20 protein-coding genes and 2 pseudogenes are annotated in these 22,737 nt (G+C 37.4%); 9 read left to right on the forward strand and 13 right to left on the reverse strand.

Annotation, left to right across the window (positions count from 1 at the left end):
- Nucleotides 1-35: 35 nt before the first annotated feature.
- The 5 genes from chbG to DJ93_RS11330 all read right to left on the reverse strand — a co-directional run bounded on the left by chbG (nucleotide 36) and on the right by DJ93_RS11330 (nucleotide 4,245).
- Entirely contained in the window at nucleotides 36-737 is a 702-nt protein-coding gene (gene chbG / locus DJ93_RS11310) for a chitin disaccharide deacetylase (protein ID WP_042980907.1), read from the reverse strand.
- Between the two features lie 48 nt (nucleotides 738-785).
- Nucleotides 786-2,111 carry a 6-phospho-beta-glucosidase gene (celF, locus tag DJ93_RS11315; RefSeq protein ID WP_042980908.1) on the reverse strand — a complete coding sequence of 442 codons (1,326 nt, stop codon included), beginning with the start codon at nucleotides 2,109-2,111 and terminating at the stop codon, nucleotides 786-788.
- A gap of 3 nt (nucleotides 2,112-2,114) precedes the next feature.
- On the reverse strand, nucleotides 2,115-2,438 hold the full coding sequence (locus tag DJ93_RS11320; protein WP_042980910.1) for a PTS lactose/cellobiose transporter subunit IIA: 324 nt from the start codon (nucleotides 2,436-2,438) through the stop codon (nucleotides 2,115-2,117).
- A gap of 180 nt (nucleotides 2,439-2,618) precedes the next feature.
- On the reverse strand, nucleotides 2,619-3,926 hold the full coding sequence (celB, locus tag DJ93_RS11325) for a PTS cellobiose transporter subunit IIC (protein ID WP_042980911.1): 1,308 nt from the start codon (nucleotides 3,924-3,926) through the stop codon (nucleotides 2,619-2,621).
- Between the two features lie 16 nt (nucleotides 3,927-3,942).
- On the reverse strand, nucleotides 3,943-4,245 hold the full coding sequence (locus tag DJ93_RS11330) for a PTS sugar transporter subunit IIB (protein WP_042980912.1): 303 nt from the start codon (nucleotides 4,243-4,245) through the stop codon (nucleotides 3,943-3,945).
- A 356-nt stretch (nucleotides 4,246-4,601) separates the two neighbouring features.
- Here DJ93_RS11330 and DJ93_RS11335 point away from each other — a divergent pair, with 356 nt between their 5' ends.
- Nucleotides 4,602-5,651: a polyamine aminopropyltransferase gene (locus DJ93_RS11335; protein WP_042980914.1), complete on the forward strand. Its 1,050-nt coding sequence runs from the start codon at nucleotides 4,602-4,604 to the stop codon at nucleotides 5,649-5,651.
- 27 nt (nucleotides 5,652-5,678) lie between these two features.
- Entirely contained in the window at nucleotides 5,679-6,050 is a 372-nt protein-coding gene (speD, locus tag DJ93_RS11340) for an adenosylmethionine decarboxylase (RefSeq protein ID WP_042980915.1), read from the forward strand.
- Nucleotides 6,051-6,303: 253 nt separating this feature from the next.
- Here the strand turns inward: speD and DJ93_RS11345 are convergent.
- The 4 genes and pseudogenes from DJ93_RS11345 to DJ93_RS11360 form a co-directional block, all read right to left on the reverse strand.
- Nucleotides 6,304-6,783, reverse strand: a pseudogene (locus DJ93_RS11345) (LytTR family DNA-binding domain-containing protein).
- Between the two features lie 130 nt (nucleotides 6,784-6,913).
- Complete coding sequence (locus tag DJ93_RS11350; RefSeq protein ID WP_042980916.1) at nucleotides 6,914-7,231, reverse strand: PTS lactose/cellobiose transporter subunit IIA; 318 nt, start codon at nucleotides 7,229-7,231, stop codon at nucleotides 6,914-6,916.
- Between the two features lies 1 nt (nucleotide 7,232).
- Nucleotides 7,233-8,544: pseudogene (celB, locus tag DJ93_RS11355) on the reverse strand (PTS cellobiose transporter subunit IIC).
- Between the two features lie 14 nt (nucleotides 8,545-8,558).
- Nucleotides 8,559-8,861: a PTS sugar transporter subunit IIB gene (locus tag DJ93_RS11360; RefSeq protein ID WP_042980918.1), complete on the reverse strand. Its 303-nt coding sequence runs from the start codon at nucleotides 8,859-8,861 to the stop codon at nucleotides 8,559-8,561.
- Between the two features lie 227 nt (nucleotides 8,862-9,088).
- Here DJ93_RS11360 and DJ93_RS11365 point away from each other — a divergent pair, with 227 nt between their 5' ends.
- The 3 genes from DJ93_RS11365 to DJ93_RS11375 all read left to right on the forward strand — a co-directional run bounded on the left by DJ93_RS11365 (nucleotide 9,089) and on the right by DJ93_RS11375 (nucleotide 12,078).
- Nucleotides 9,089-10,306: a dicarboxylate/amino acid:cation symporter gene (locus DJ93_RS11365; RefSeq protein WP_042980919.1), complete on the forward strand. Its 1,218-nt coding sequence runs from the start codon at nucleotides 9,089-9,091 to the stop codon at nucleotides 10,304-10,306.
- 192 nt (nucleotides 10,307-10,498) lie between these two features.
- On the forward strand, nucleotides 10,499-11,656 hold the full coding sequence (locus tag DJ93_RS11370) for an acyltransferase family protein (protein WP_042980920.1): 1,158 nt from the start codon (nucleotides 10,499-10,501) through the stop codon (nucleotides 11,654-11,656).
- A gap of 41 nt (nucleotides 11,657-11,697) precedes the next feature.
- The gene (locus DJ93_RS11375) at nucleotides 11,698-12,078 is read left to right on the forward strand and encodes a VOC family protein (protein ID WP_042980921.1); all 381 of its coding nucleotides are present in this window, start codon (nucleotides 11,698-11,700) and stop codon (nucleotides 12,076-12,078) included.
- 57 nt (nucleotides 12,079-12,135) lie between these two features.
- Here the strand turns inward: DJ93_RS11375 and DJ93_RS11380 are convergent, their stop codons facing one another.
- Nucleotides 12,136-14,136, reverse strand: coding sequence for a YhgE/Pip family protein (locus tag DJ93_RS11380; RefSeq protein WP_042980922.1), 2,001 nt, complete (start codon nucleotides 14,134-14,136; stop codon nucleotides 12,136-12,138).
- A 168-nt stretch (nucleotides 14,137-14,304) separates the two neighbouring features.
- On the opposite strand from DJ93_RS11380, the gene DJ93_RS11385 reads away from it, so the two are divergent.
- On the forward strand, nucleotides 14,305-15,192 hold the full coding sequence (locus tag DJ93_RS11385) for a LysR family transcriptional regulator (protein WP_042980923.1): 888 nt from the start codon (nucleotides 14,305-14,307) through the stop codon (nucleotides 15,190-15,192).
- A 28-nt stretch (nucleotides 15,193-15,220) separates the two neighbouring features.
- Here DJ93_RS11385 and DJ93_RS11390 read toward each other — a convergent pair whose 3' ends face one another.
- Nucleotides 15,221-16,306 carry a glycosyl hydrolase family 8 gene (locus tag DJ93_RS11390; protein ID WP_042980924.1) on the reverse strand — a complete coding sequence of 362 codons (1,086 nt, stop codon included), beginning with the start codon at nucleotides 16,304-16,306 and terminating at the stop codon, nucleotides 15,221-15,223.
- Between the two features lie 84 nt (nucleotides 16,307-16,390).
- Nucleotides 16,391-16,540, reverse strand: a complete 150-nt coding sequence (locus DJ93_RS33185) for a hypothetical protein (protein WP_042980925.1) — start codon at nucleotides 16,538-16,540, stop codon at nucleotides 16,391-16,393.
- Nucleotides 16,541-16,811: 271 nt separating this feature from the next.
- On the opposite strand from DJ93_RS33185, the gene DJ93_RS11400 reads away from it, so the two are divergent.
- The 3 genes from DJ93_RS11400 (at nucleotide 16,812) to DJ93_RS11410 (ending at nucleotide 20,776) form a co-directional block, all read left to right on the forward strand.
- Complete coding sequence (locus DJ93_RS11400) at nucleotides 16,812-18,167, forward strand: cytochrome ubiquinol oxidase subunit I (RefSeq protein WP_042980927.1); 1,356 nt, start codon at nucleotides 16,812-16,814, stop codon at nucleotides 18,165-18,167.
- A complete protein-coding gene (locus DJ93_RS11405) occupies nucleotides 18,160-19,185 on the forward strand; it encodes a cytochrome d ubiquinol oxidase subunit II (RefSeq protein ID WP_042980928.1) in 1,026 nt (341 codons plus the stop codon). Before DJ93_RS11400 ends, DJ93_RS11405 begins: the two co-directional genes overlap by 8 nt.
- 232 nt (nucleotides 19,186-19,417) lie before the next feature.
- Nucleotides 19,418-20,776: an arsenic transporter gene (locus DJ93_RS11410; RefSeq protein WP_042980929.1), complete on the forward strand. Its 1,359-nt coding sequence runs from the start codon at nucleotides 19,418-19,420 to the stop codon at nucleotides 20,774-20,776.
- Between the two features lie 98 nt (nucleotides 20,777-20,874).
- Here DJ93_RS11410 and thiC read toward each other — a convergent pair whose 3' ends face one another.
- Entirely contained in the window at nucleotides 20,875-22,635 is a 1,761-nt protein-coding gene (gene thiC, locus DJ93_RS11415) for a phosphomethylpyrimidine synthase ThiC (RefSeq protein ID WP_042980930.1), read from the reverse strand.
- Nucleotides 22,636-22,737: the final 102 nt, after the last annotated feature.

Below are 22,737 nucleotides of genomic sequence, written 5' to 3' on the forward strand. Positions count from 1 at the left end.
GACGGTTTTATTTTTTTCACCGTCTTTTTCTTCTATTAAAACTTCACAAGTTCCATCCCTTCAGGCAACTCGCTCTCCGTTAAAATACGCAATTCCTTCACGCGGTCCATTACGTAAGAAGAACGCTTCACAAGCTCTGGATCAATATAAGCTGGGTGCACCATAATTTCTACCGTTTTCTCATCTTGCACTCGATCTTTTAGCTTCACAAAATAATCTTCTGTCACACCATCAGCGTAAAAATCACTATAAAACACATCAGAAAATGGACGCACCGCTCGCTCTTCTTCGCAGCGGCGGATTGGAATGTTGTATTTATTTGCTAATCGCTCAAGAACATCATGTAGGACCGGCAATCCATGTACATGATGATGACTGTCTAAATGAGTCGGTGTTAAGCCATAGGATAAAAATTTTTCTATTTGAGCAGTCCACTCTCTCTCCACATCTTCTGGGTTTATCTTCCCTTCCCATACAACGCTTTGTTTATGAAATGAATCTCCACTTACAAGCGACGGTACATCCGTAAGAAGTGGTTTCCCTGCTGTTAAAACGAGATGAATCCCTACCCCTAATGTTTTATATTCTTTCGCCAAACGTACAGCGTGCTCCGTCCCAGGCATGTTCATCATCATCGTCGTAGAATTTACAAGACCATTTATATGTCCGTCAATAATTCCATAATTCGTTCCTTCTGTAAGACCAAAATCATCTGCATTTACAATTAGCTTAATCATCATTATCCCTCCTACTAAATGAAAAAAAGCGGGCTAAATAGCGCCGCTTTATTTCTCTACCTTTTTAAAGAACTGTGGAAGATACTCTTTATGTGCTTCCAACATTTCATCTAAAATTTGTTTTGCAACCTTATCTGATGGTACAAGGGGATTAATTGTCATGGCAAGCAGCGCTTTATGATAATCCCCTGTAACAGCAGCTTCAATTGTTGTGCGCTCAAATGATTTAATTTGCTGTACTAAACCGCGAACTGGTACTGGTAAGTCTCCAACCGCAATTGGTTTTGGACCATCCTTTGTAATAATACAGTTCACTTCAACAGCGGAATCATGTGGTAAGCTTGCAATTGTACCATTGTTTCTCGTATTAACAGGTTGAATATCACCTTTATTATTGTAAATAGACGTAATTAAGCTACATGCTGCATCACTATAATAAGCTCCTCCACGTTTTTCTAATTGTGGTGGTTTAATATCTAAATTCGGATCTTTATATAATTCGAATAAATCGGCTTCTAATTGTTTCACTACTCCTGCACGTGTGCCTTTTTCAACCGAAGCTTCTTTCTCTTCTTCTAACATTTCACGTGTTTTGTAGTAGTAACGATGGTATGGACATGGAATTGCACGAAGTCCACGAATAAAGTCTGGTTCCCAGTTAAGCGCAGCAATGTTTTCCATCGTAATTTGTTTTTCTGGATCTGTTACAAGCTCTATTACGCGATCCATCACACTTACTCCATCTAAATATACATCTAATCCATATACCATATGGTTTAAACCTGCGAAATCAACGTGCACACGACTTGCATCTACTTCAAGTAATCTCGCAAGGCCCATACGAATTCCAATTGGAACGTTACATAATCCAACTACTCTTTTCATGTTCGTATAACGAAGCACGGCTTCTGTTACCATACCTGCTGGGTTTGCAAAGTTAATAAGCCACGCATTCGGACAAAGTTCCTCCATGTCTTTACAAATATCTAAAATGATAGGGATCGTTCTCAACGCTTTGAATAAACCACCAGGACCATTTGTTTCCTGACCAATTACATCGTATTTTAATGGAATCGCTTCATCTTTCGCACGTGCTTCTAGTAAACCAACGCGAAGTTGTGTCGTTACGAAGTCAGCATCTTTTAGTGCTTCACGGCGATCAAGCGTTAAGTGAATATCAATAGGTAAACCTGCTTTTTTCACCATACGTTTCGCTAAGTTCCCAACGATTTCTAACTTTTCTTTTCCCGCCTCAATGTCTACTAACCAAATCTCACGAACAGGAAGCTCGTCATAGCGTTTAATAAATCCTTCAATTAACTCTGGTGTATAACTAGATCCACCGCCGATTGTAGCAATTTTAATTCCACTCATGTCTTATTCCCCTTTCGCTTCAAGCTTTTTATAAAGGTCAATAAATTCTGCTGCTAATTCTTTTACTGTAATAGAATTCATTAAATGATCTTGTGCATGAATTAAGAGAACACTAATCTCTGTTTTTTCTCCTCTTGCTTCTGATTGTATGAGCTCTGTTTGGAAATGATGTGCTTCATTAATTGCTTCTTTCGCTTTTGCCATCGCTTCATCCGCTTCTAGCAATTTCCCCTGTTTTGCAAATTGCAGCGCCTCCATTGCATAGCTTCTTGCATTACCACTATTTAAAATCAATTGGAATGGAATTTGTTCTGCTGTAGTCATCATAATTACCGCCCTCTCCATAAAGTTCAACTGATTCAAATACCCCTTCAGTTTGAACGTGTTTATTAAATAATTATTTTATTAATTAGTTTGGTGTTCTTATAGATGTATTTCATCTTTTTGAACATGATATAAAAGTAATTGTTCTCACAGACAATGTTGTCTGTGAGAACAATTACTATGTTACATAGGTAAAGAATTATTATTGCCTTGTACTGCTGCTTTTTCAGTACGAACAACAGAACGATCGCATAATACAACGAATGGATAATAGATTACCATTGCAATTACAAAGTTGAATAACTGTAGAATTGCACCAGAAACATGTCCACCTGTTACAAGATAACCGCTAATAATTGGTGGTGTTGCCCATGGAATCATCGCAACTGTTTTTGGTACCCATCCAATAGATATAGCTGTATAAGAAGTAATTACTAATACAATTGGTGTTATGATAAACGGTAAGAATAAAATTGGATTTAAAATAATTGGTGTACCAAATATTACTGGTTCGTTAATATTGAATGCACCTGGTCCAATTGATAAACGAGATACACCGCGTAATTGTGCACTTTTCGCTACAAGTAATACCACTACTAAGAATGCTAATGTTGCACCAGAACCGCCAAGATACACGAAAGTATCAAAAAATGGTTTTGTAATAATGTTCGGAACATCAAATGCAGATGTACCACCTTGGAATAACTTAATATTTTTCTCCAATGCTGGTAAGTATAATGGCTCAATAATACCACCAACGATATTTGGACCATGTAAACCGAAGAACCAAAGAAGATGCACAAGGAATACAATGACAATTGCACTTGGTAATGTCCCTGCTAAACTTTGCAGTGGTAATTGAATCGTATTAAAGATAAATTCATGAACACTTGTACCAGTTAATTTCACTGCTAATTGAATACCTGCAACTGCTGTTAAAATAACAAATGCTGGCACTAAAGCTGCGAAAGATCTTAAAACTGCTGGTGGTACTCCATCTGGCATTTTAAAGGTAATTTCTCTTTGTACAAAGAAACGGAATACTTCAGTAACAAGAAGTGCTACAATAATCGCTACGAATAACCCTTGTGCACCTGTCCAAGCTAAGTTCAATCCGCCTTCTTTCGGTGTTGTTGGCGTAAGAATAATTAACGCACCAAATGAAATAATACCTGCTGACAAACCATCAACGCCGTAAGATTTTGCTAAGTTATAACTTGTTGTAAATGCTATGATTAGTGCTAGAATTGCGAACGAACCGGTCCACATTCCACCGCCAACTTGTTTCCACGTTTCACCAAACAAACCTTTCATGAAATCTTGGAAAGCTTCAGATGGAAAACCATTAATTAGTGATGCAAGTGCACCAACTAAAATAAGTGGCATAACTGCAATAAATCCATCACGAATCGCAGCCAAGTGACGTTGCGACCCGATTTTACCAGCGACAGGAACAATATATTTCTCCATAAATGCAATAAACTTTTGCATTTCGCTTCCCCCCTAATTATTTTTTAAGTGTTAATGCGTGATCTAAAACAGCTTCTCCATTCATCATGCCGTAGTGCATTGGATTGATAACGTCGATTCCAACGTTTTTCTCATCAGCAAGCGCTTTCATTGAAGAAAGCATGTAACGAACTTGTGGTCCTAGTAACAATACATCTGCTTCATCGATATTGTTTTTTACTGCATCCCCAGATACAGCCCAAATCTTTCCTTCTAGACCGCGAGCTTTTGCAGCCGCTTCCATTTTTGTAACTAGTAAACTTGTAGACATCCCTGCTGAACAACAAAGTAAAATATTCATGAATAAGTCCCCCTTATGTGGTATAAAAAATTATGTTTTTTTATTTTTCTTTACGCCTTTTACTAATGCAATTGCCGTGCCAACTTTTTAAAACGCCTAAAATCAGCGTTTTTTCGAGTGGTTTCTTTGTGTGTTATCGCTTTCAAAGAGTGTGTTATCAAAAAAACATAGTGTGTTATAAAACAAAATACTTTTAACACATAACTGTATGAATATAGATTAGTGTTTAGTTGTCTAGTTATATTCAAAACCAACCTTTAGAAAATAACTTCATAATATACAATTCCAATCTATTGTCCAATCAAACTCTATTACATTACATAGAATAAAAGAAAACAATTTGAAAGGAGCTTCCTATGCCAAAACATAGAAAAAAGAAAAAAATGAAGATTTGTGAAAGAAAGCTTCAAAATGACTGTTATAAACATGACGAGTACCCTGAATTAGATTCACACACTTACACACTAAACAAACAAGAACAAACGGAACATATAACAGTAGAAACAGACTCTCATAGTAGCTTAGATATATGGGATGAGATTTCTCTAAAAGAAATACAAGCTGGTGAACACACAAATTTATTTGAAGGTAAAAGTAAGTATCAAAACATTAATTTACTACAAGTAAGCGATATCCGCTTATATTTGGACAAGCAACTACAATTTAGTTCCGTCGATGAGCAAATTTATCATGAAGCACTTGTTCATCCGATTATGTTAAAAGTAACAGCTCCAAAGCGCGTTCTCATATTAGGTGGTGGCGATGGTCTTGCTTTACGGGAGGTCTTAAAATATGAAACTGTTCTCCATGTAGACCTTGTAGACTTAGATGAAGAAATGATTAAGATGGCTCGCAACATCCCGGAATTAGTTTCTTTAAACCAACGTGCGTTTTTTGATAATCGTGCTAATGTGCATGTATGTGACGCAAAAGAGTTTCTGAAGTCTCATTCCTCTCTATATGACGTAATCATTATTGATTTCCCTGACCCAGCGACAGAGTTATTAAGCACTTTGTATACGAGTGAACTTTTTGCGCATATCGCTAAATTTCTAACAAAGGGTGGCGCATTCGTCTGCCAATCCAATTCACCAGCTGATGCGCCTCTTGTATATTGGAGCATCGGTAACACAATTGAAAATGCCGGATTAACTGTAAAAAGCTATCATACAATCGTTCCTTCTTTCGGAACTGACTGGGGATTTCATATTGCCGCTAACTCCGCTTATGTACTCAATCAAATTGAACAATTATCAGTAGCGCCGTCTCATCGAACATTGCCTTCTACTCTCTCTCCTCTATTTCAATTCAAAAAAGAATGTTTAAAGCAACGTAAATACGCCGTTTTAAATTCAGAAACCAATCTTACCTTACATCATTGTTATCAAAAAGAGATGGAGTTTTGAGCATATTTTAATAAGGAGTGCAGTCATATGGAATATTCTACGTTTGGCAAGCATATAATAGTAGATTTATGGGAAGTAGATTTTTCTCTATTAAATGATATTCATTTTTTAAAATACCATTTAGTCGTCGCTGCCGGGCACTCTGGTGCCCACGTTTTAAGCGTAAGTAAAAAGGAATTCCATCCGTATGGAGTTACGATATTAGTTTTACTATCAGAAAGCCATCTTTCTATTCACACGTATCCCGAAAAGAAATTTGCAGCAATCGACTGTTATACGTGCGGCACATCTGTTGAACCGCAAAAAGCCATTGATTATATAATAAATGTATTAAAACCAGAGCGTATGTATATAAAAAAATTAGTTCGTGGTATAGGAGAAATGGTTACTATTGATTAGTTATAATCCCTATTTATCCACAAAAAGGAGGACCGTTACTATAAAAATACCATCAGTGGAACGTATAACACTCCACTGATGGTACGTACGCACACATACATAATCTCTTTATTGTAATTGATGATTTAATTTCTCAATTTTTTTCTTCCAATATAGCATCATCACAAACCGTATAATAAAGTAAACCAAAATAAAACTTACGATACATATAAAAATAACAAACTATACAACATCGCCATTCCCAATCCACCAGCTATTTTATGAATAACTCTATCAAACATCTTTTCCCCCCTCCTATATTTAAGGCTTCTTTAATGAGCGGTACATACTTCCTTGAAACATATTCTTTCATCCCGTTAGAAAAATGGGCACACACACTACCACTAAAAGACATTTCAAAGCTTTTTACATGCCCTAAATTCGCAAGTATCGACTTAGAAAATCTGGAAAACCACTTTCCAGCTAGCTGTTCCTCTAATTCATACAAGCGAGCCTTCACTTCAAAACTCCCTTTCTTTGTTTGCGCCATAACTTTTCTTCCTGCTGTATAAAACCAATAAATATCATTTAAATTTAATAAATAATACTATTGATTTAACACACCAACAATTTGATTCACGTTTCTCCCTTCAATTATTTTTAATAGCTGCTGAATTTCCTCTGTTATTTCTTTTATTTTTATAATAATCTCTGCTTTTGTTTGTGATGGGTTTAATTCGATATGAACTTCCATTTATCCCCACTCCTTTTACTCTTTCACTTTTACATAAACTTTGAAAAAATAAATACAATCGTACACAAGTGGTCTTCTTTTCGTCATAACAGTCTCTTTTAAAAACAAAAAAACCTTGCATAAGCAAGGTTCATTCATCCGCCGCCATCTTCTTATATAATTCTACAAATTCACTCGCTAATTCCTTCACTGTAATAGCATTCATTAAATGATCTTGCGCATGGATCATAAGAAGCGTAACTTCTGTTTTTTCTCCACCAGCTTCCTTCTGAATTAAATCCGTTTGTAAGCGATGCGCCTCTTTTAATTCATCTAGCGCTTCTTGTAATTTAGTCTCTGCTTCCGTAAACTCCCCGCGCTTCGCATAATCGATTGCTTCCATCGCACAACTTCTCGCGTTTCCTCCATGCAAAATTAAATGAAAAGCCATTGTCTCTATCGTCTCCATTTTAGCTTTCTACTCCCCCTTTTTCTTCAGCTACTTTTTGTTTATCCCATATTTTTAAGAACGGTAAATAAATAAAGAATGCCAGTGCAAAGTTAACGAGTTGTAAAATAACACCTGAAATTTTCCCACCCGATCCTAAATATCCACTAAAAAGAATCGGTGTCGTCCACGGTACTGCTGCCCCGCTCGGACGAGCAACTAATCCCCATTCCATCGCAAAATAAGAAACTATCGTTAAAACAACTGGTACAAGTATGAATGGAATAAGTAAAAGAGGGTTCATTACAATCGGCATACCGAAAGTCACCATTTCATTAATATTAAAAATACCAGGAGCAATTGATAATCGCCCTAAACTTTTCAATTGCTGACTTCTTGCAAATAATAACATTCCTACAACTAAAGCAAGTGTTGCACCAGAACCACCCATATAAATCCATAGATCAAAGAATTGTGCAGTAATCGTATTCGGCACATCTTGCCCTGCCTGAAACGCAACTCGGTTTTGATCCATTAATGATAGCCAAATTGGACTCATTACACCGCCAACAATCGCAGCACCATGAATCCCGCACGCCCAAAGCACATGAACAATAATAACAGATACCACTGCTCCGAAGAGACTAGCACCAAGTGCGCTAAGTGGTTCCTGTAAAATTTGCCCTACAATAGTATGGATGCTGCCGAAAGAAGTATTCTCTATAATTAAGCGCAAGATCCAAATAACAGTTACAACAATAAATCCTGGTACGAGTGCTGCAAATGAACGTGTCACAGCTGGCGGTACCGTTTCTGGCATTTTTTATAATCAACTTTCTTTGTACAATAAATCTATACAGTTCAGTAGATATAAGTGCTATAATCATCGCCACGAATAACCCTTGGCTTCCCATTAATACAGCTGGGATAGCCCCTTCTACAAGCACGCTTTCTTTCGTACTTGGTATTGTATATGCAACTTGGAACGGGGTTGCAAGTAAGAATGTCACAAGTGATAACGCCCCTGCTGCTAGTGCATCGACCTTATAGTATCCTCCAAGTCTGTAAGCGATTCCAAAAGTGGCTATTAAAGACATTATATTAAATGTTGCGCTAACTGGATACCCCAAAGCTTTCTGCCAATTCTCCCCAAACAATCCTTCCATAAACTCATTATATCCTGGTATTGGTAAAGCGCTAATGATAAGAAAAAAAGATCCGATAATTAAAAAAGGCATCGTTAAAATAATTCCATCACGAATCGCTTGTAAATGTCGCTGCTCTGCAACCTTTCCTGCTACTGGCATAACGTATTTCTCCAAAAATCCAATCATCTATCCCACTCTCCTCATGCCTTCATTGACAACGCGCATTGCAAGATAGCTTTCCCATTACAAAGTCCATAATGAACTGATTGAATGACATCAACAGGTATTCCCTTCTCCTTGCACAATTCCTTCATTTTCGGTAATAAATAACGTACTTGTGGTCCAAGTAAAAGCACATCTGCTTCATCAATATGATTTCGTACTTCCGAACCTGATACAGCCCAAATCTTTACCTCTATCCCACTCTCCTCTGCTGCTTTCTCCATTTTTGTAACAATCAAACTGGAAGACATTCCCGCTGCACAGCAAAGTAAAATATTCATTCCACTTCCCCCCCCCCAACGTTTTTAAACCTAAGTTATGGTCCATCCCTCTTCACCACTAGGTTACAAATATATATGTCTAGATTTCTTACCGTATGCCGAGCTTAAAAACAAAAACTTCTCTATTTTCGCACTATTCTTTCTATCTGTATTCTCCTAGTAAAGAGGGATTCAACTCGTTATAATGGTTCAGTATAATTTTTTACAATCGATAGGAGGGTATATTTATGAAGGCGTATCGTTTTCCAATTATTTTATTATCTTCCATCCTAATTGGTGGTTTCATTGGTTATTTCATGGGTACTGATGCAGTTGCTTTAAAACCGCTTGGTGACATTTTCTTAAACTTAATGTTTACGATTGTTGTACCTCTCGTTTTCTTTAGCATTGCATCATCGATTGCTAATATGGATGGATTAAAACGTTTTGGTAAAATTATGTCTAGTATGGCTGGAACTTTCTTATTTACAAGTATTATCGCTGCTATTTTTATGATTATTATCGTGAAAGTATTCCCGCCAGCACAAGGTGTGATATTAGAACTAACACAGCCTGATAAAGCTGAAAAAGCCGTTAGCGTTGCTGATCAAATTGTCGGCATTCTAACAGTATCGGACTTCTCGAAGTTACTATCTCGTGAAAACATGTTAGCTCTTATCTTCTTTTCTATTTTAATGGGAATCGCAACTTCAGCAGTTGGTGAAAAAGGAAAGCCATTTGCTACATTTTTACAGGCTGGTGCAGAAATTTCAATGAAAGTCGTATCTTTCATTATGTACTATGCTCCAATTGGTCTAGCTGCTTACTTCGCAGCATTAGTTGGTGAGTTCGGACCACAACTTCTGGGAACTTACTTCCGAGCGGCGATGGTATATTATCCAGCTTCTCTCGTATACTTCTTTGTATTCTTTACATTTTACGCATACCTTGCCGGACGCAAGCAAGGCGTACAGATCTTTTGGAAAAACATGGTCTCTCCTACAGTTACGTCACTTGCAACTTGTAGTAGTGCCGCAAGTATTCCAGCAAATTTAGAAGCGACAAAAAAGATGGGAATTTCTTCTGATATTCGTGAAACAGTTGTCCTTCTTGGCTCTACACTTCATAAAGATGGCTCTGTTTTAGGTGGCGTGTTAAAAATTGCTTTCTTATTCGGGATTTTCAATATGGAGTTCTCAGGACCGAAAACATTAGCAATTGCACTTGTTGTTTCTCTATTAGTAGGAACAGTAATGGGCGCAATCCCTGGAGGCGGTATGATTGGTGAAATGTTAATCGTTTCTCTATACGGCTTCCCACCAGAAGCACTACCAATTATCGCTGCTATTAGTACAATCATTGATCCACCAGCAACGATGTTAAACGTAACAGCAGATAACGCTTGTGCCGTCATGACAGCTCGCCTTGTAGAAGGTAAGAACTGGGTTAAAAGTAAGTTTGCATAATATATAGAAAGAGGGTGTCCAAAAATGGACACCCTCTTTTTTATCATTATTGGTCAAATCGCCCGATATAATTTCATTTATTATTGCCATTGCCCACACTCTGCCACAATTTTGTTACAACTTTCACAAAGTTTCCACATCAATCACATTCTCTCCGTACTATAATCATGTATGGAAAAGGAGATGGCTATGATGACACAGAGCGCACCTGAATTTAAAGTTTTGCAAAGCATTGCATTTCTTGCTGTCGTTTTACAAAGTTCTTTATTATATACAATGAATCAAGGAAACATCTTACTCGAGCAATCCCTCATTATGGGTAGGTTATTTAATCTAGCGAAGTTTTCAGCCCCTGCATTCATATTTATCGTAGGATTTCACTTAATTCGGCAATATACGCAGCAAATGAAGTATAAAGAATATATTTATGAAAAATCAATACATTTACTTGCTCCTTATTTCTTTTGGTCCATCGTTTATTTACTCACAATGAGCGATGTTGTTACGATGCAGAACGGTATAAAAAGCTTATTGCTCGGAACAGCAGCACCTCATCTTTGGTACGTTATTATGATGTTCCAAATTCATCTATTATTTCCGTTACTATGCACACTTTTTTATTGGTTTAAAAAGCAAACAAAAAATCAAAAAGATATATACAAATATATAAGCATTTTTGCTTGTCTCTATTTTCTTTTAATGTGGTATTCTTCCCATTATATTTTTAATGGCGAAAAATTAACAAACTCCACTATTTTACATTACACAGACCGCTCCTTCTTCTTCTATTCGTTCTATTTCGTTATGGGAGGAATCGCAGCTGTTGCATTAAGAGCTTGGCGTTTATTTGTAATAAAGCATGTCCCACTAGTGACCACCTTATTTTTCATTTTATTCTTATTCATTAATTATGAGTTATTTAGTTTTTACGGCGCAAATTCTATTCACCTAACTGTTTCTACCTATTTAAAACCATCTATGTTTTTATACATTGTATGTGAAATTATCATACTATACGTATTATCTATTATGATTGTACAGCGAAGAGGGATATTGTATAGAACATTACGTTTTATCGGTAACTACACGTACGGTGCTTATTTAGCACACTTTTTCTTTTTGCAATTATGTACAAAATTTCTTTCCCTATTCTCGCTACAAGAAAATACAATTGCTTATAGTCTATTACTATTTTTACTAACAGCTACAATTTCTATCTCAGTGATAGTTATTTGCAGCATAATGCCATTCCATACTTGGATTGCAGGGCCTTCACCTACTCCACATAAGAAATGGACAATGATTTCTATACAAAAAAGTCATGAAAAATTGTTCAAACCGCACATTTGATATAATGATATTCATATAAGAAAAGAAAGTGAGAGAAACCTATGATTAATAAAGTTGGACAAATTATGCTATATGTAAATAATCAGGATGAGGCTGTACAATTTTGGACAGACAAGGCTGGATTTCATGTAATTGCCGAAGAAAATAACGGCCAAGGATTTAGATGGATTGAAATTGCCCCAAGAAAAGGAGAGGGAACGAGCATCGTCCTGCACGATAAAGCGCTAATTGCGAAGATGCAACCTGAATTAAACTTAAATACACCTTCACTCATGTTCTTCTCTGATAACTTAGATCAACTATATAAAGATCTTTCTGAGAAAAACGTCACAGTTGGGAAAATTGTGGACTTACCTACAGGTAGAGCATTCAATTTTGCTGACAGCGAACAAAATTACTTTGCAGTTATGGAAAAGAAATAAGAAAAAGCTATCCGAAAAGGTCGTAATGAAACCTTTTATCCGGATAGCTTCTTTATATTAAGAAACTTGCCCTGTAGGAGTTTCCTTATGTTGTATATGATTTGTAATCCAAGTAATTCCACCAGCAACAACGAGATAACATAATAGAATTAAAATTTGCATTCGTAATTGAGACCAATCTCCTAAAGAAATAACCTCTTGGAGTCCTCTAAGAGAATGAGACATTGGAAGAAACTCTCCAATTTTGCTCAGCACCGCTATATTTAACTCTCCCGGGAAAGTGCCACCACTTGTCGCTAGTTGAAGAACAAGGAGCGTTACCGCTGCGAATTTCCCTACAATACCAAATGCTGTTACTAGCATAAGAATAAATGTCATGAAGGTAAACGAGATAATAATACTTGATAAAATGAACAGCGGTGCACTTGCAATCTCTAACTTCATTATTCCAAGTACCACTATATCTACAATCAACGCTTGAATGAATCCAATTAAATATACTAGACCTAATTTATTAACAAAATGTACCGTTCCGCTTACCTTCATATTTTGTCTACGACCGAGAGGTAAAATATTCGACGCCATAATTCCTCCAACATAAAATGCAAGAGATAGGAAATATGGAGCAATTCCAGAACCGTAATTAGGAACTTCAGAAACAGTTGATTTCACCAATTGAACTGGCTCTGAGAACATCGAATTACGTGCATCATCGTTACGTACATTCGCTACTTTCTCAGCCCCCTCTCCTAATTTCGTAGAAAGTTCCTTTGAACCGTCCTCGAGTTTCGTAAGACCATTCGTTAATTTTCCAGCTCCGTTATTTAACTCCGTTCCACCGCTCGCAAGATGATTTACACCTTCTTGTAAAGAAGTAAAACCATTGCCCCACTTCATAAACCCATCAGCTAATTTCGTAGAACCATCCGCTATTTTTTTCGTGCCGTTCGTAACTTCATTTAGTTTAACGCCAAATTCATTCATTCCTGCTTCAATCTTACTCTGCCCTTCAGCTATCTTTTTTGCACCTTGCATGAGTTTTTCCTGACTAACATGTACCGTGCTTGTTGCCGTAGCTAATCCATTAGAAGTCGCAATAATTTGCCTGAAAGCAGGATCTTGTTGTACTTCCGGATGACTTTTTGCATAATCCTCTAATTGTTTCTTTACAGCATTTGCTGTATCATCTGCTTCCGCTTGACCTTCAGCCAACTTTTCACTTCCGCTCACCCATTCGTTTGTTCCAGCGGTTAATTGGCTTACCCCTGCTTGTAACGTTTGCTCCCCTTTATATAACTGCTGCATTCCACTATAAAGTGATAACGTTCCTTCATTAAGTTCATTTTCCCCTTGAGCTAAGGCTCCTTGACTAGCTGCAAGTTTATCGCTACCTTCTTTTAGCTTCGATGCACCATCGCTTACACGCTGAATCCCGTCTGAAAGCTGAACAGTACCATTCTTTGCTTCTGCCGTTCCTTCATGTAATTTCTCAGCACCGTTACTCGCGTCACGCAATCCTTGTGCTAAATCTTGAAACTTCGAAAAGACACCTTCAGTATATGATTTTGTAATACTATTTGAAATTTTTGTTTTCATATTTTCAACAGCTGTCGTTCCAATTTGAGCTGCTACAAAGTTTTTCCCTGGATTCACTTTGTACTGTAATTGTGCAGGCTCTGGTTTCTCATCCATTAGTGTACTTACCTTCTTCGAGAAATCTTCTGGGATTGTAACAACCATATAATATTTATCTTCTTTTAACCCTTGATCTGCGTTTTTTACAGATACGAAATGAAAAGCAAGTTCCTTATTTTCTTTTAAATTTTTAACAAAGTCGTCTCCTGCCTGGATTGTTTTTTCATCCATTACAGCACCTTTATCTAAATTAACAACTGCAACAGGTAATTTATCTAATCGTCCATATGGATCCCAATATCCAGCTAAAAAGAACCCTGCATAAATTAAAGGAACAATTAATAAAAAAATTAAAGCGATACGTCCATGTTTATGTGCCCACATCGTCTTCCAATCTTTAAAGATGAGTTGAATTCCTTTCATGAAAAATACTCCTTATTCTATTTATAATTGCATTTGAAACAAGTTATATTACTCTTTTCATACAACTGAATCGTTTAACAGCTTTACTATACACGTCACTTTACATACTGTATAATACATCTTTAATTATAAATTCATTCCTTTTGGTCTATAGAAAGGAGATTCATAATGGAACTTCTTCAATTAAAATACTTTCAAACAGTTGCAAGATTAGAACATATGACGAAAGCCGCTGAAGAATTACGTATCGCACAACCTTCCCTTAGCAAAACAATTGCTCGATTAGAAAAAGACTTAGGCATTCCTTTATTTGATCGCCAAGGCCGTCAAATAGCATTAAACTCATACGGTAAAGTATTTCTAAAACGAGTGGAACGTGTTTTTCATGAATTAAGTGAAGGGAAAAGAGACATTAAGGATTTAGCGGAATTACAACAAGACTCTATTACATTAGCTGTTTCTATTCCGAGAATATTACCGGAACTACTCGGCTCTTTTTTATTAGAGCACCGTAACGTTCGATTCCAGCAATTTCTCGCATCCACACCTTCTATGAAACGTCAATTAGACGATATGGAAATTGATTTTTGCATTTCCTCTATACCAATTGAAGGAGATGAAATTGTTTGGGAACCGCTTATGACTGAAGAAATTTTCTTAGTCGTTCCTTCAGGACATCGCTTCTCTAACCGCAAGAGCATACATCTTTATGAAGTGAAAGATGAACCTTTCATTAGTATGAATACAGGTTATGGATTCCGGCAATTAACCGATCAATTTTGTAAAGAAGCCGGTTTCACCCCGCACATTGCTTTTGAAGTAGATGAACCGAGCGTTATTAGTGATTTAATTAAGCAAGGACTTGGCATTGCTTTTGTTCCAAGCTTAACTCTATTAAAAAACTCAGTTTTATCATCAAACAGACTGCGCATTATCGAACCAAACTGTAAGCGGACGATCGGCTTAAGTTGGTCAAAAAGACGATACTTATCAAAAACCGCGCAGCAATTTCGTGAATTTGTTATCAATTATTTTTCTACTATATCAAGCAATTAAAAAACGCCACCTTATTGGTGGCATTCTTTTATTTCTTACTCTTTTCTAATTCTGTCTCCGCTAAAAGAGGTAAGACATTATCAAAAATATGTGTGTTATCATCTTTTCCCGCTACATATCCACCATAAAATCTACTGAATACATTATCATTCCGAAATTCACTCATACGATCATACAATTCTTTAGCAAACTTCATATCGCCTGTTTGGAGTACATATAAAATAGTTAATCCGTAAGCTGCTGGTGATTCATAATCAACAGCGTTTTTCCCTGTCCCCAAATCATAACGACCGTATAACTTACCATCTTGGTGAAACTTCTTTTTTATAAACTCAAAATAAGCATCCGACGAAAGACCACCTAAACTACGATGATAGGCAACGTACGATTGATCAATGAGGTTTATTTGCTTATCATATACAAACGTACCATCTTCTTTATATTCTTTCGGGAAGGCCCAACCATTCCTTGGATAATCGGCTAAAAATTGAACAACTTCCTTATATTGCTCTTCAGAAATTTTCCCGTACTGTTTCATATAGGAAAAGGCATGCGGATTTATGTAAGACGTTGTTAAAATTTTATTTTGCACACCGGCATCTGCATTGTAATAATCAACGTAATATTTTCTCTTCTTATTATAATGAAGTACAGCATCACTCAATTGGTCAGCGAGATGTTTATAACGCTCTTCTTTGTACATCTCGTAAGCACGATATAATTGTTCAATAATACGAAGATCATCTATAAGTGCATTTGTAGCAGACTGCTTTTCTCCCTTTTCAGAGATTTTCCATAAAACGATATGTTCCTTACTCACGAAATAATTTTGAATTACCTTCATCTGTTCATCAAATAATGGTTTATCATCTTTATCAAGCGTATATTGCAGCCATAATCCAGCCGACTCTGATAAAGCTTCACGCCCCTTTGCTTCGCTTGTTCCTGCCTTCTGATCTGATAGACGATATGTGGCAATCGTCTCATTCTCATTAAACATATGCCTTAAAATAAAATGCTCCGTACGATTTCCTTGTACAGCAGTCAAAAAAACAATTCCTCCTAAAGCAATTAATACAATAATTCCAGTCCATATATACAGGCGCTTTCCCATTTTTTCACCTCCTCAATCAGGCTAACCTTAATTTTATGAGAACATACCCAAACATAAAAAAGACAATCGATTTAGATTGTCTTTTTACCCCTCACAAACTTCTTTAGAAGGTTTATATAACGATTGTACAAGGCGATCATATTCACTACGCGTAATTTCTTTATTATATAGCTTTAATAATAAATCTCTATGCTCTTTTGAAAATGCCATTTTTTTAATGACCTCAGGATACACAAAACATCCCCTCCGTTTCACGTGAACTTCTTCATTCTCTACACCCAGTCCGCCCCAAAAAAAGAACTTATGTTCGCGTAAGAATTATAAAAGATTTTGTTCTAAAATACAAACGAAATGTTTCTCCCTCAATACATTCATCTTTTCTGAAGATTACGAAATTATAATACCATATTCATTTTTTAAAATACACATATATTTTCGGTATATTTTTGAATAAATTTTCCAGTCCAATCAGAAAATAATGGCAAAAATGAAGAGGAGCATAATTATGGATACTGTTACATTATCGCGGGCCTTCTTTGGTTCATCGCTAGCATTCCACATTATCTTTGCAACACTTGGAATCGGACTTTCTTTAATGATTTTTATAAGTGAAGTGTTATATCACTGGAAGAAAGATTCGGATTATGCTGTTATGGCGAAAAGGTGGACAAAAGCTTTCGCTATCCTTCTTGGGGTAGCCATTCCAACCGGAACAATTGTCGGGGTACAAATTTCACTCCTTTGGCCGGGATTCGCCAAAATTGTTGGTCAAGTTATTTCAGTTCCCTTTCAAATCGAGATTTTCGCCTTCTTTTTAGAGGCTTTATTCATGTCTATTTACGTATATGCGGCGGATAAATTACCTCCATTTATGAGGTTAGTTTCCCTCTTTTTCGTTATGCTCGGCGCTACAGCATCCGCCGTGCTAATTACATCCGCAAATACATGGATGAATACACCAGCGGGCTTTTCCATGAATCCCGATGGTTCTGTTTTTAACGTTGATCCGTGGAAAGCATTCTTTAATCCAAGCTTTTTCACAAGCTCATTCCATGTTGTTATTACGGCTTATGCAACTGGAGCGGCTGTCATCGCTTCTATCGCTGGATTTAAACTATTAAAAAGAAATATAAGTGCACGGGAAATTGCTTACCATAAAAAAGGATTATTTTTAGGGCTTGTCGTTACCTTTATCACAGGTGCAACGATGTGGCTGTCTGGACACGAATCTGCAATTGCCTTACATAAACATTCACCAGAAAAACTGGCATCAGCTGAAGCTTTATTTGAAACGACATCACATGCTCCTTTGTCCCTCGGCGGAGTTGTTGATCCTGAAACGCTTGAACTAAACTACGCTTTAGAAATCCCTAATATGCTCAGCCTATTAGTTGGTCTAGATCCTACTACAGTTGTAAAAGGATTAAACGAATTTCCGCGCGAAACATGGCCACCATTTTATACACATACGCTTTTTAATTTAATGGTCGGTACCGCTGCATTTACTTTTGCCGTCGCAACGATCGCTCTTCTATATTGGTATTTTATTTATCGAAAAAAAGGAGCAGAATTACCGAAATGGTTACTATGGGGAACTGCAGCTTGCGGACCGATTATGATGCTCGGTATTGAATTTGGGTGGATCTTTAGCTGTAGCGGTCGTCAGCCTTGGACGATTTATGGAATGCAGCGTACAACGGATGCTGCCACACGTGCTGATTTCGTAGGACCTCTATTTATTTTATTCATCGTTTTATATATCGGACTTGGTGTATTAACAGTTTTTGTACTTCGAACATTCTTTAAGAGACACCCATTAAAAAATGATTTACAACATCAAGGAGGAGATTCCCATGCATGAGGCAAGTATTGCAATCATCATTTTATGGGCTCTTATTTTCGTATATAGCATTTTAGGATCCATTGATTTCGGGGCAGGTTTTTGGGGCATGGTGTATGCTAAACATCCAACGCTCGCTGCTAAGCTTGCCAATCGGTACTTATCTCCAACTTGGGAAGTAACAAATACATTTCTTGTCTTTGTTGTTGTCGCGTTTCTCGGCTTCTTTCCAAAGGCAGCTTTTACTCTTGCAACAGTTATGTTTGTACCAGTTATGTTAATTTTAGTGCTCGTCGCCATTCGTAGTACATTTATGGTATTTGCTTATTCCGTACCGAAGTATCAACATATTCTTCGCCTTATTTCAGGTATTACCGGGCTCCTAATTCCCGCACTTTTAATTACTGTTTTACCTGTAACAGAAGGTGCTTACATTACAACCACTGGTGGTAAAGAAGTTCTCCTCTACGGAAAACTTTTGTCCAGTCCTGTCATATACTGTTATATGCTATTCGGATTAACTTCTGAATTATTTTTATCCTCTCTCTTTTTAGCTGATTTTTCGCGAGAACAAGGAGCAGAGGATGCATATCGACTTTACAGACGTAATGCCATTATACTCGGTCCAGCGACACTAGTTACAGCAATTATCGCTCTCGTTGTGATGGAACCTGAAACGCACTGGCTTATGCAAGGTTTAATAAAACAGTTCCCATGGTTTACAGTTTCTATCGGTTTATTTGTCATCGGATATTCTTCCCTTTGGTGGACGAATAAAAAATATAGTGCACTAGGTTGGCCGCGAATTGCTGTTTTAGCTGTTGTCGCACAATATGCATTTGCAAGTTATGCATATGGCATCGCACATTTACCGTATATCATTTATCCGGACGTAACGGTATTTACAAGCTTTACAACGAAAGAAACATTCTATGCGCTACTTATTCTTTATGCAATCGGCATCGCTATCTTACTTCCAGGATTTATTTTCTTCTGGAATTTATTCTTAAAAGATCGAACATTTTTAAAAGAAAAGTAAACATATAACCTAAAAATGGGGCATTACCATATGTAATGTCCCCAAATATAGGTCCCTCTCTCGATAGTTATTTCACTCCTATTTACATTTGTCCCCTGTCATCAAATACACATATTCACTAGATTCAGTTATCTACCTAGTTCTTCTTATCTTTCCTCGAATATAATAATGTATAAGCTTAAGACAAGCTAGACTTTATGTATTCAAGGGAAAATAGAAAGGTAGGCTTACTATGAGTATTGAAATATGGATTACTATTGTCGTATTTTTCTTCACTATGGTCGTTATCTTTTGGCGTCCTCGAGGTTTAAATGAAGCATGGCCCGCTGCAGTCGGTGCTGGTATCATTCTCGTTACAGGACTCGTATCAAAAACTGACGTCATGGATATTATCAGTAAAATAGGAGGGGCCTCCATAACCATCGTGGCGACCATCGTCATGGCAGTTATATTAGAAAGCTTCGGTTTCTTCCACTGGTCAGCTGCTAAACTCGCAAATTTAGCAAAAGGTTCTGGCCACCGCTTATACTGGTACATTCAGTTATTATGTTTCCTTATGACTCTTTTATTTAATAACGATGGCAGCATTTTAATTACAACTCCAATCTTAATTTTACTTCTAAAAAACCTTCAATTAAAACCCCACCAACAAATTCCCTATTTACTAAGCGGTGCTTTAATCGCAACTGCATCTAGCGCACCGATCGGTGTAAGTAATATTGTAAACTTAATTGCATTAAATATTGTAAATATGACTCTTTATATGCATACAGCTATGATGTTTGTACCTGCAACACTAGGATTATTGTTTATGTCATGGCTCATGTACACAGTTTTAAAGAAAAAACTTCCGGAAAGGTTACCTGTTTCCTCATATGATATTGAAGAAATTTTCTTCACAAAAAACTTCCACCCTCTAAAAGGAAAAAATTCTGTTGATACGAAACAAAAACGTACAAAATTTATGTTAAAAGTGTTATTCTTCGTATTCTTAATGCGCTGTCTTCTGTTCGTCGCTTCCTTCTTATCCATACCGATTGAAATTGTCGCTGTACTCGGTTCACTCGTCCTTCTAATATGGAGATGGTACTACTTACGTACAAATCCAATCGACATTTTGAAAAAGACACCTTGGCACATTTTAATTTTCGCCTTCTCTATGTACGTAATTATTTACGGGCTCCATAACGCAGGTTTAACAGCAGCACTTGTACAGTGGCTTGAACCAGTTGTAAACCAGCACTTATTATATGCTAGTTTTGCAATGGGCGGACTCGTTTCCATCCTCTCTAACGTCTTCAATAACCATCCCGCACTTATGATTGGTACAATCACATTAACAGAAATGGGACTTGATCCAATCACATTAAAAACAATTTACCTTGCAAACATCATCGGCAGTGATATCGGTTCATTATTATTACCAATTGGTACACTCGCTTCCCTCATTTGGATGTACATTCTTAAACAAAACAAAATTAAAATAAAGTGGAAAGATTATTTAAGTGTATCCCTTATCGTTATCCCTCTCACAACAGTCGTCACATTATTCCTCTTATTTTACTGGGTACACCTATTCTTCGCCCTATAACAAACAATAGCCCCCTTTACTACCGTCTTAGCAAAGGAGGCTTCTTCTATATTTAAGTTAGGTACAGTGTGATCAATCAAGTAAAGAGGTGTAACATATTATTGATATAAATGACTACCAGCTTCTTTAAATTCTTCCGCTTTCTCTTTCATTCCTTTTTCAATTGCTTCTGTTGTTTCTAAATCATTTTCTTTCGCATACTCACGAATATCATGAGATATTCTCATACTACAGAACTTCGGTCCACACATTGAACAGAAATGAGCTGTTTTCGCCCCTTCTGCTGGCAATGTTTCATCATGATACTCCATTGCGCGTTCAGGGTCTAACGATAAGTTAAATTGATCGCGCCAACGGAATTCAAAGCGTGCTTTTGAAAGTGCATCATCACGCTGATGAGCCGTTTTATGCCCTTTCGCAAGATCAGCTGCATGCGCTGCGATTTTGTACGTAATAACACCTTCACGAACATCATCTTTATTCGGCAAGCCTAAATGCTCTTTCGGTGTTACATAACAAAGCATCGCAGTTCCAAACCAACCAATCATCGCGGCACCAATCGCAGACGTAATATGGTCATAACCTGGTGCGATATCTGTCGTTAGCGGCCCGAGTGTATAAAATGGAGCGCCTTGGCAAATATCAAGTTCTTTCTCCATATTCTCTTTAATTAAATGCATCGGTACATGCCCTGGCCCTTCAATCATAACTTGCACATCATGCTTCCAAGCGATTTTTGTTAATTCACCAAGCGTTTCAAGCTCAGAAAATTGCGCTTCGTCATTTGCATCTGCAATAGAACCCGGACGTAATCCATCTCCGAGAGAGAATGAAACATCGTACTGTTTCATAATTTCGCAAATCTCTTCAAAATGAGTGTACAGGAAGTTTTCTTTATGATGGAATAAACACCACTGCGCCATAATAGAACCACCGCGGGAAACGATACCTGTCGTACGCTTTGCGGTAATTGGAATGTAACGAAGTAATACTCCAGCATGAATCGTAAAGTAATCAACGCCCTGCTCCGCCTGCTCAATTAACGTATCACGATACACTTCCCACGTTAAATCTTCCGCAATCCCATTTACTTTTTCTAATGCTTGGTAAATTGGCACTGTTCCAACTGGTACAGGCGCATTACGAATAATCCATTCACGCGTTGTATGAATATTTTTACCCGTGGATAAATCCATAATTGTATCTGCACCCCAGCGCGTTGCCCACGTCATCTTCTCTACTTCTTCCGCAATGGAAGAAGATACAGCGGAGTTTCCAATGTTAGCATTTACCTTCACATGGAAATTACGACCGATAATCATCGGTTCTGCTTCTGGATGGTTAATATTAGCTGGTAAAATCGCACGACCTTCCGCAATTTCTTTCCGAACAAATTCTGGTTCTACCCCTTCACGAATCGCAATATATTCCATCTCAGATGTAATAATTCCATTACGCGCATAATGCATTTGCGTTACGTTCGCACCTTTCTTCGCTCTAAGAGGCTTACGATCCATTTGCGGGAAAACAGGTGTATGTTTCGAAGTCGCTTTTACACCGTCATCCTCAGGTTTAATTTCGCGTCCCACATACTCTTCAACATCTCCGCGCTCAACGATCCAAGAGTGACGAGGCGTTGGAATCCCCTTTTCCAGCTCCACTTTATACGCAGGATCCGTGTATGGACCACTCGTATCATACACACGAATTGGTGGATTCGGCACGCCATTCGTATCACTTTGTGCAATCTCACGCATCGGTACTTTCATACCTTCACGTGGTCCATCTACATAAACTTTCTTACTCCCTGGTAAACTCGACTTCAATTCAATTTGCTCAGCTGAAACAGACTGCTTCATAACGTTTGTTGCCTCCCCTGTTTGTGACAAGGACGAGATATGGCCAGCGTATGCCAAAATAAAAAGAGCCAGGTCCATAGTAAAACAAGGACCTGGCTCATA

The organism is Bacillus clarus, assembly GCF_000746925.1.
In the GTDB taxonomy this organism is placed as follows: Bacteria; Bacillota; Bacilli; order Bacillales; family Bacillaceae_G; genus Bacillus_A; species Bacillus_A clarus.

What these genes read in the sequence shown, in the direction of transcription:
- chbG (WP_042980907.1), bottom strand. Translation starts at nt 737, where the DNA reads ATGATTAAGCTAATTGTAAATGCAGATGATTTTGGTCTTACAGAAGGA.
- celF (WP_042980908.1), bottom strand. Translation starts at nt 2,111, where the DNA reads ATGAGTGGAATTAAAATTGCTACAATCGGCGGTGGATCTAGTTATACA.
- DJ93_RS11320 (WP_042980910.1), bottom strand. Translation starts at nt 2,438, where the DNA reads ATGATGACTACAGCAGAACAAATTCCATTCCAATTGATTTTAAATAGT.
- celB (WP_042980911.1), bottom strand. Translation starts at nt 3,926, where the DNA reads ATGCAAAAGTTTATTGCATTTATGGAGAAATATATTGTTCCTGTCGCT.
- DJ93_RS11330 (WP_042980912.1), bottom strand. Translation starts at nt 4,245, where the DNA reads ATGAATATTTTACTTTGTTGTTCAGCAGGGATGTCTACAAGTTTACTA.
- DJ93_RS11335 (WP_042980914.1), top strand. Translation starts at nt 4,602, where the DNA reads ATGCCAAAACATAGAAAAAAGAAAAAAATGAAGATTTGTGAAAGAAAG.
- speD (WP_042980915.1), top strand. Translation starts at nt 5,679, where the DNA reads ATGGAATATTCTACGTTTGGCAAGCATATAATAGTAGATTTATGGGAA.
- DJ93_RS11350 (WP_042980916.1), bottom strand. Translation starts at nt 7,231, where the DNA reads ATGGAGACGATAGAGACAATGGCTTTTCATTTAATTTTGCATGGAGGA.
- DJ93_RS11360 (WP_042980918.1), bottom strand. Translation starts at nt 8,861, where the DNA reads ATGAATATTTTACTTTGCTGTGCAGCGGGAATGTCTTCCAGTTTGATT.
- DJ93_RS11365 (WP_042980919.1), top strand. Translation starts at nt 9,089, where the DNA reads ATGAAGGCGTATCGTTTTCCAATTATTTTATTATCTTCCATCCTAATT.
- DJ93_RS11370 (WP_042980920.1), top strand. Translation starts at nt 10,499, where the DNA reads ATGACACAGAGCGCACCTGAATTTAAAGTTTTGCAAAGCATTGCATTT.
- DJ93_RS11375 (WP_042980921.1), top strand. Translation starts at nt 11,698, where the DNA reads ATGATTAATAAAGTTGGACAAATTATGCTATATGTAAATAATCAGGAT.
- DJ93_RS11380 (WP_042980922.1), bottom strand. Translation starts at nt 14,136, where the DNA reads ATGAAAGGAATTCAACTCATCTTTAAAGATTGGAAGACGATGTGGGCA.
- DJ93_RS11385 (WP_042980923.1), top strand. Translation starts at nt 14,305, where the DNA reads ATGGAACTTCTTCAATTAAAATACTTTCAAACAGTTGCAAGATTAGAA.
- DJ93_RS11390 (WP_042980924.1), bottom strand. Translation starts at nt 16,306, where the DNA reads ATGGGAAAGCGCCTGTATATATGGACTGGAATTATTGTATTAATTGCT.
- DJ93_RS11400 (WP_042980927.1), top strand. Translation starts at nt 16,812, where the DNA reads ATGGATACTGTTACATTATCGCGGGCCTTCTTTGGTTCATCGCTAGCA.
- DJ93_RS11405 (WP_042980928.1), top strand. Translation starts at nt 18,160, where the DNA reads ATGCATGAGGCAAGTATTGCAATCATCATTTTATGGGCTCTTATTTTC.
- DJ93_RS11410 (WP_042980929.1), top strand. Translation starts at nt 19,418, where the DNA reads ATGAGTATTGAAATATGGATTACTATTGTCGTATTTTTCTTCACTATG.
- thiC (WP_042980930.1), bottom strand. Translation starts at nt 22,635, where the DNA reads ATGAAGCAGTCTGTTTCAGCTGAGCAAATTGAATTGAAGTCGAGTTTA.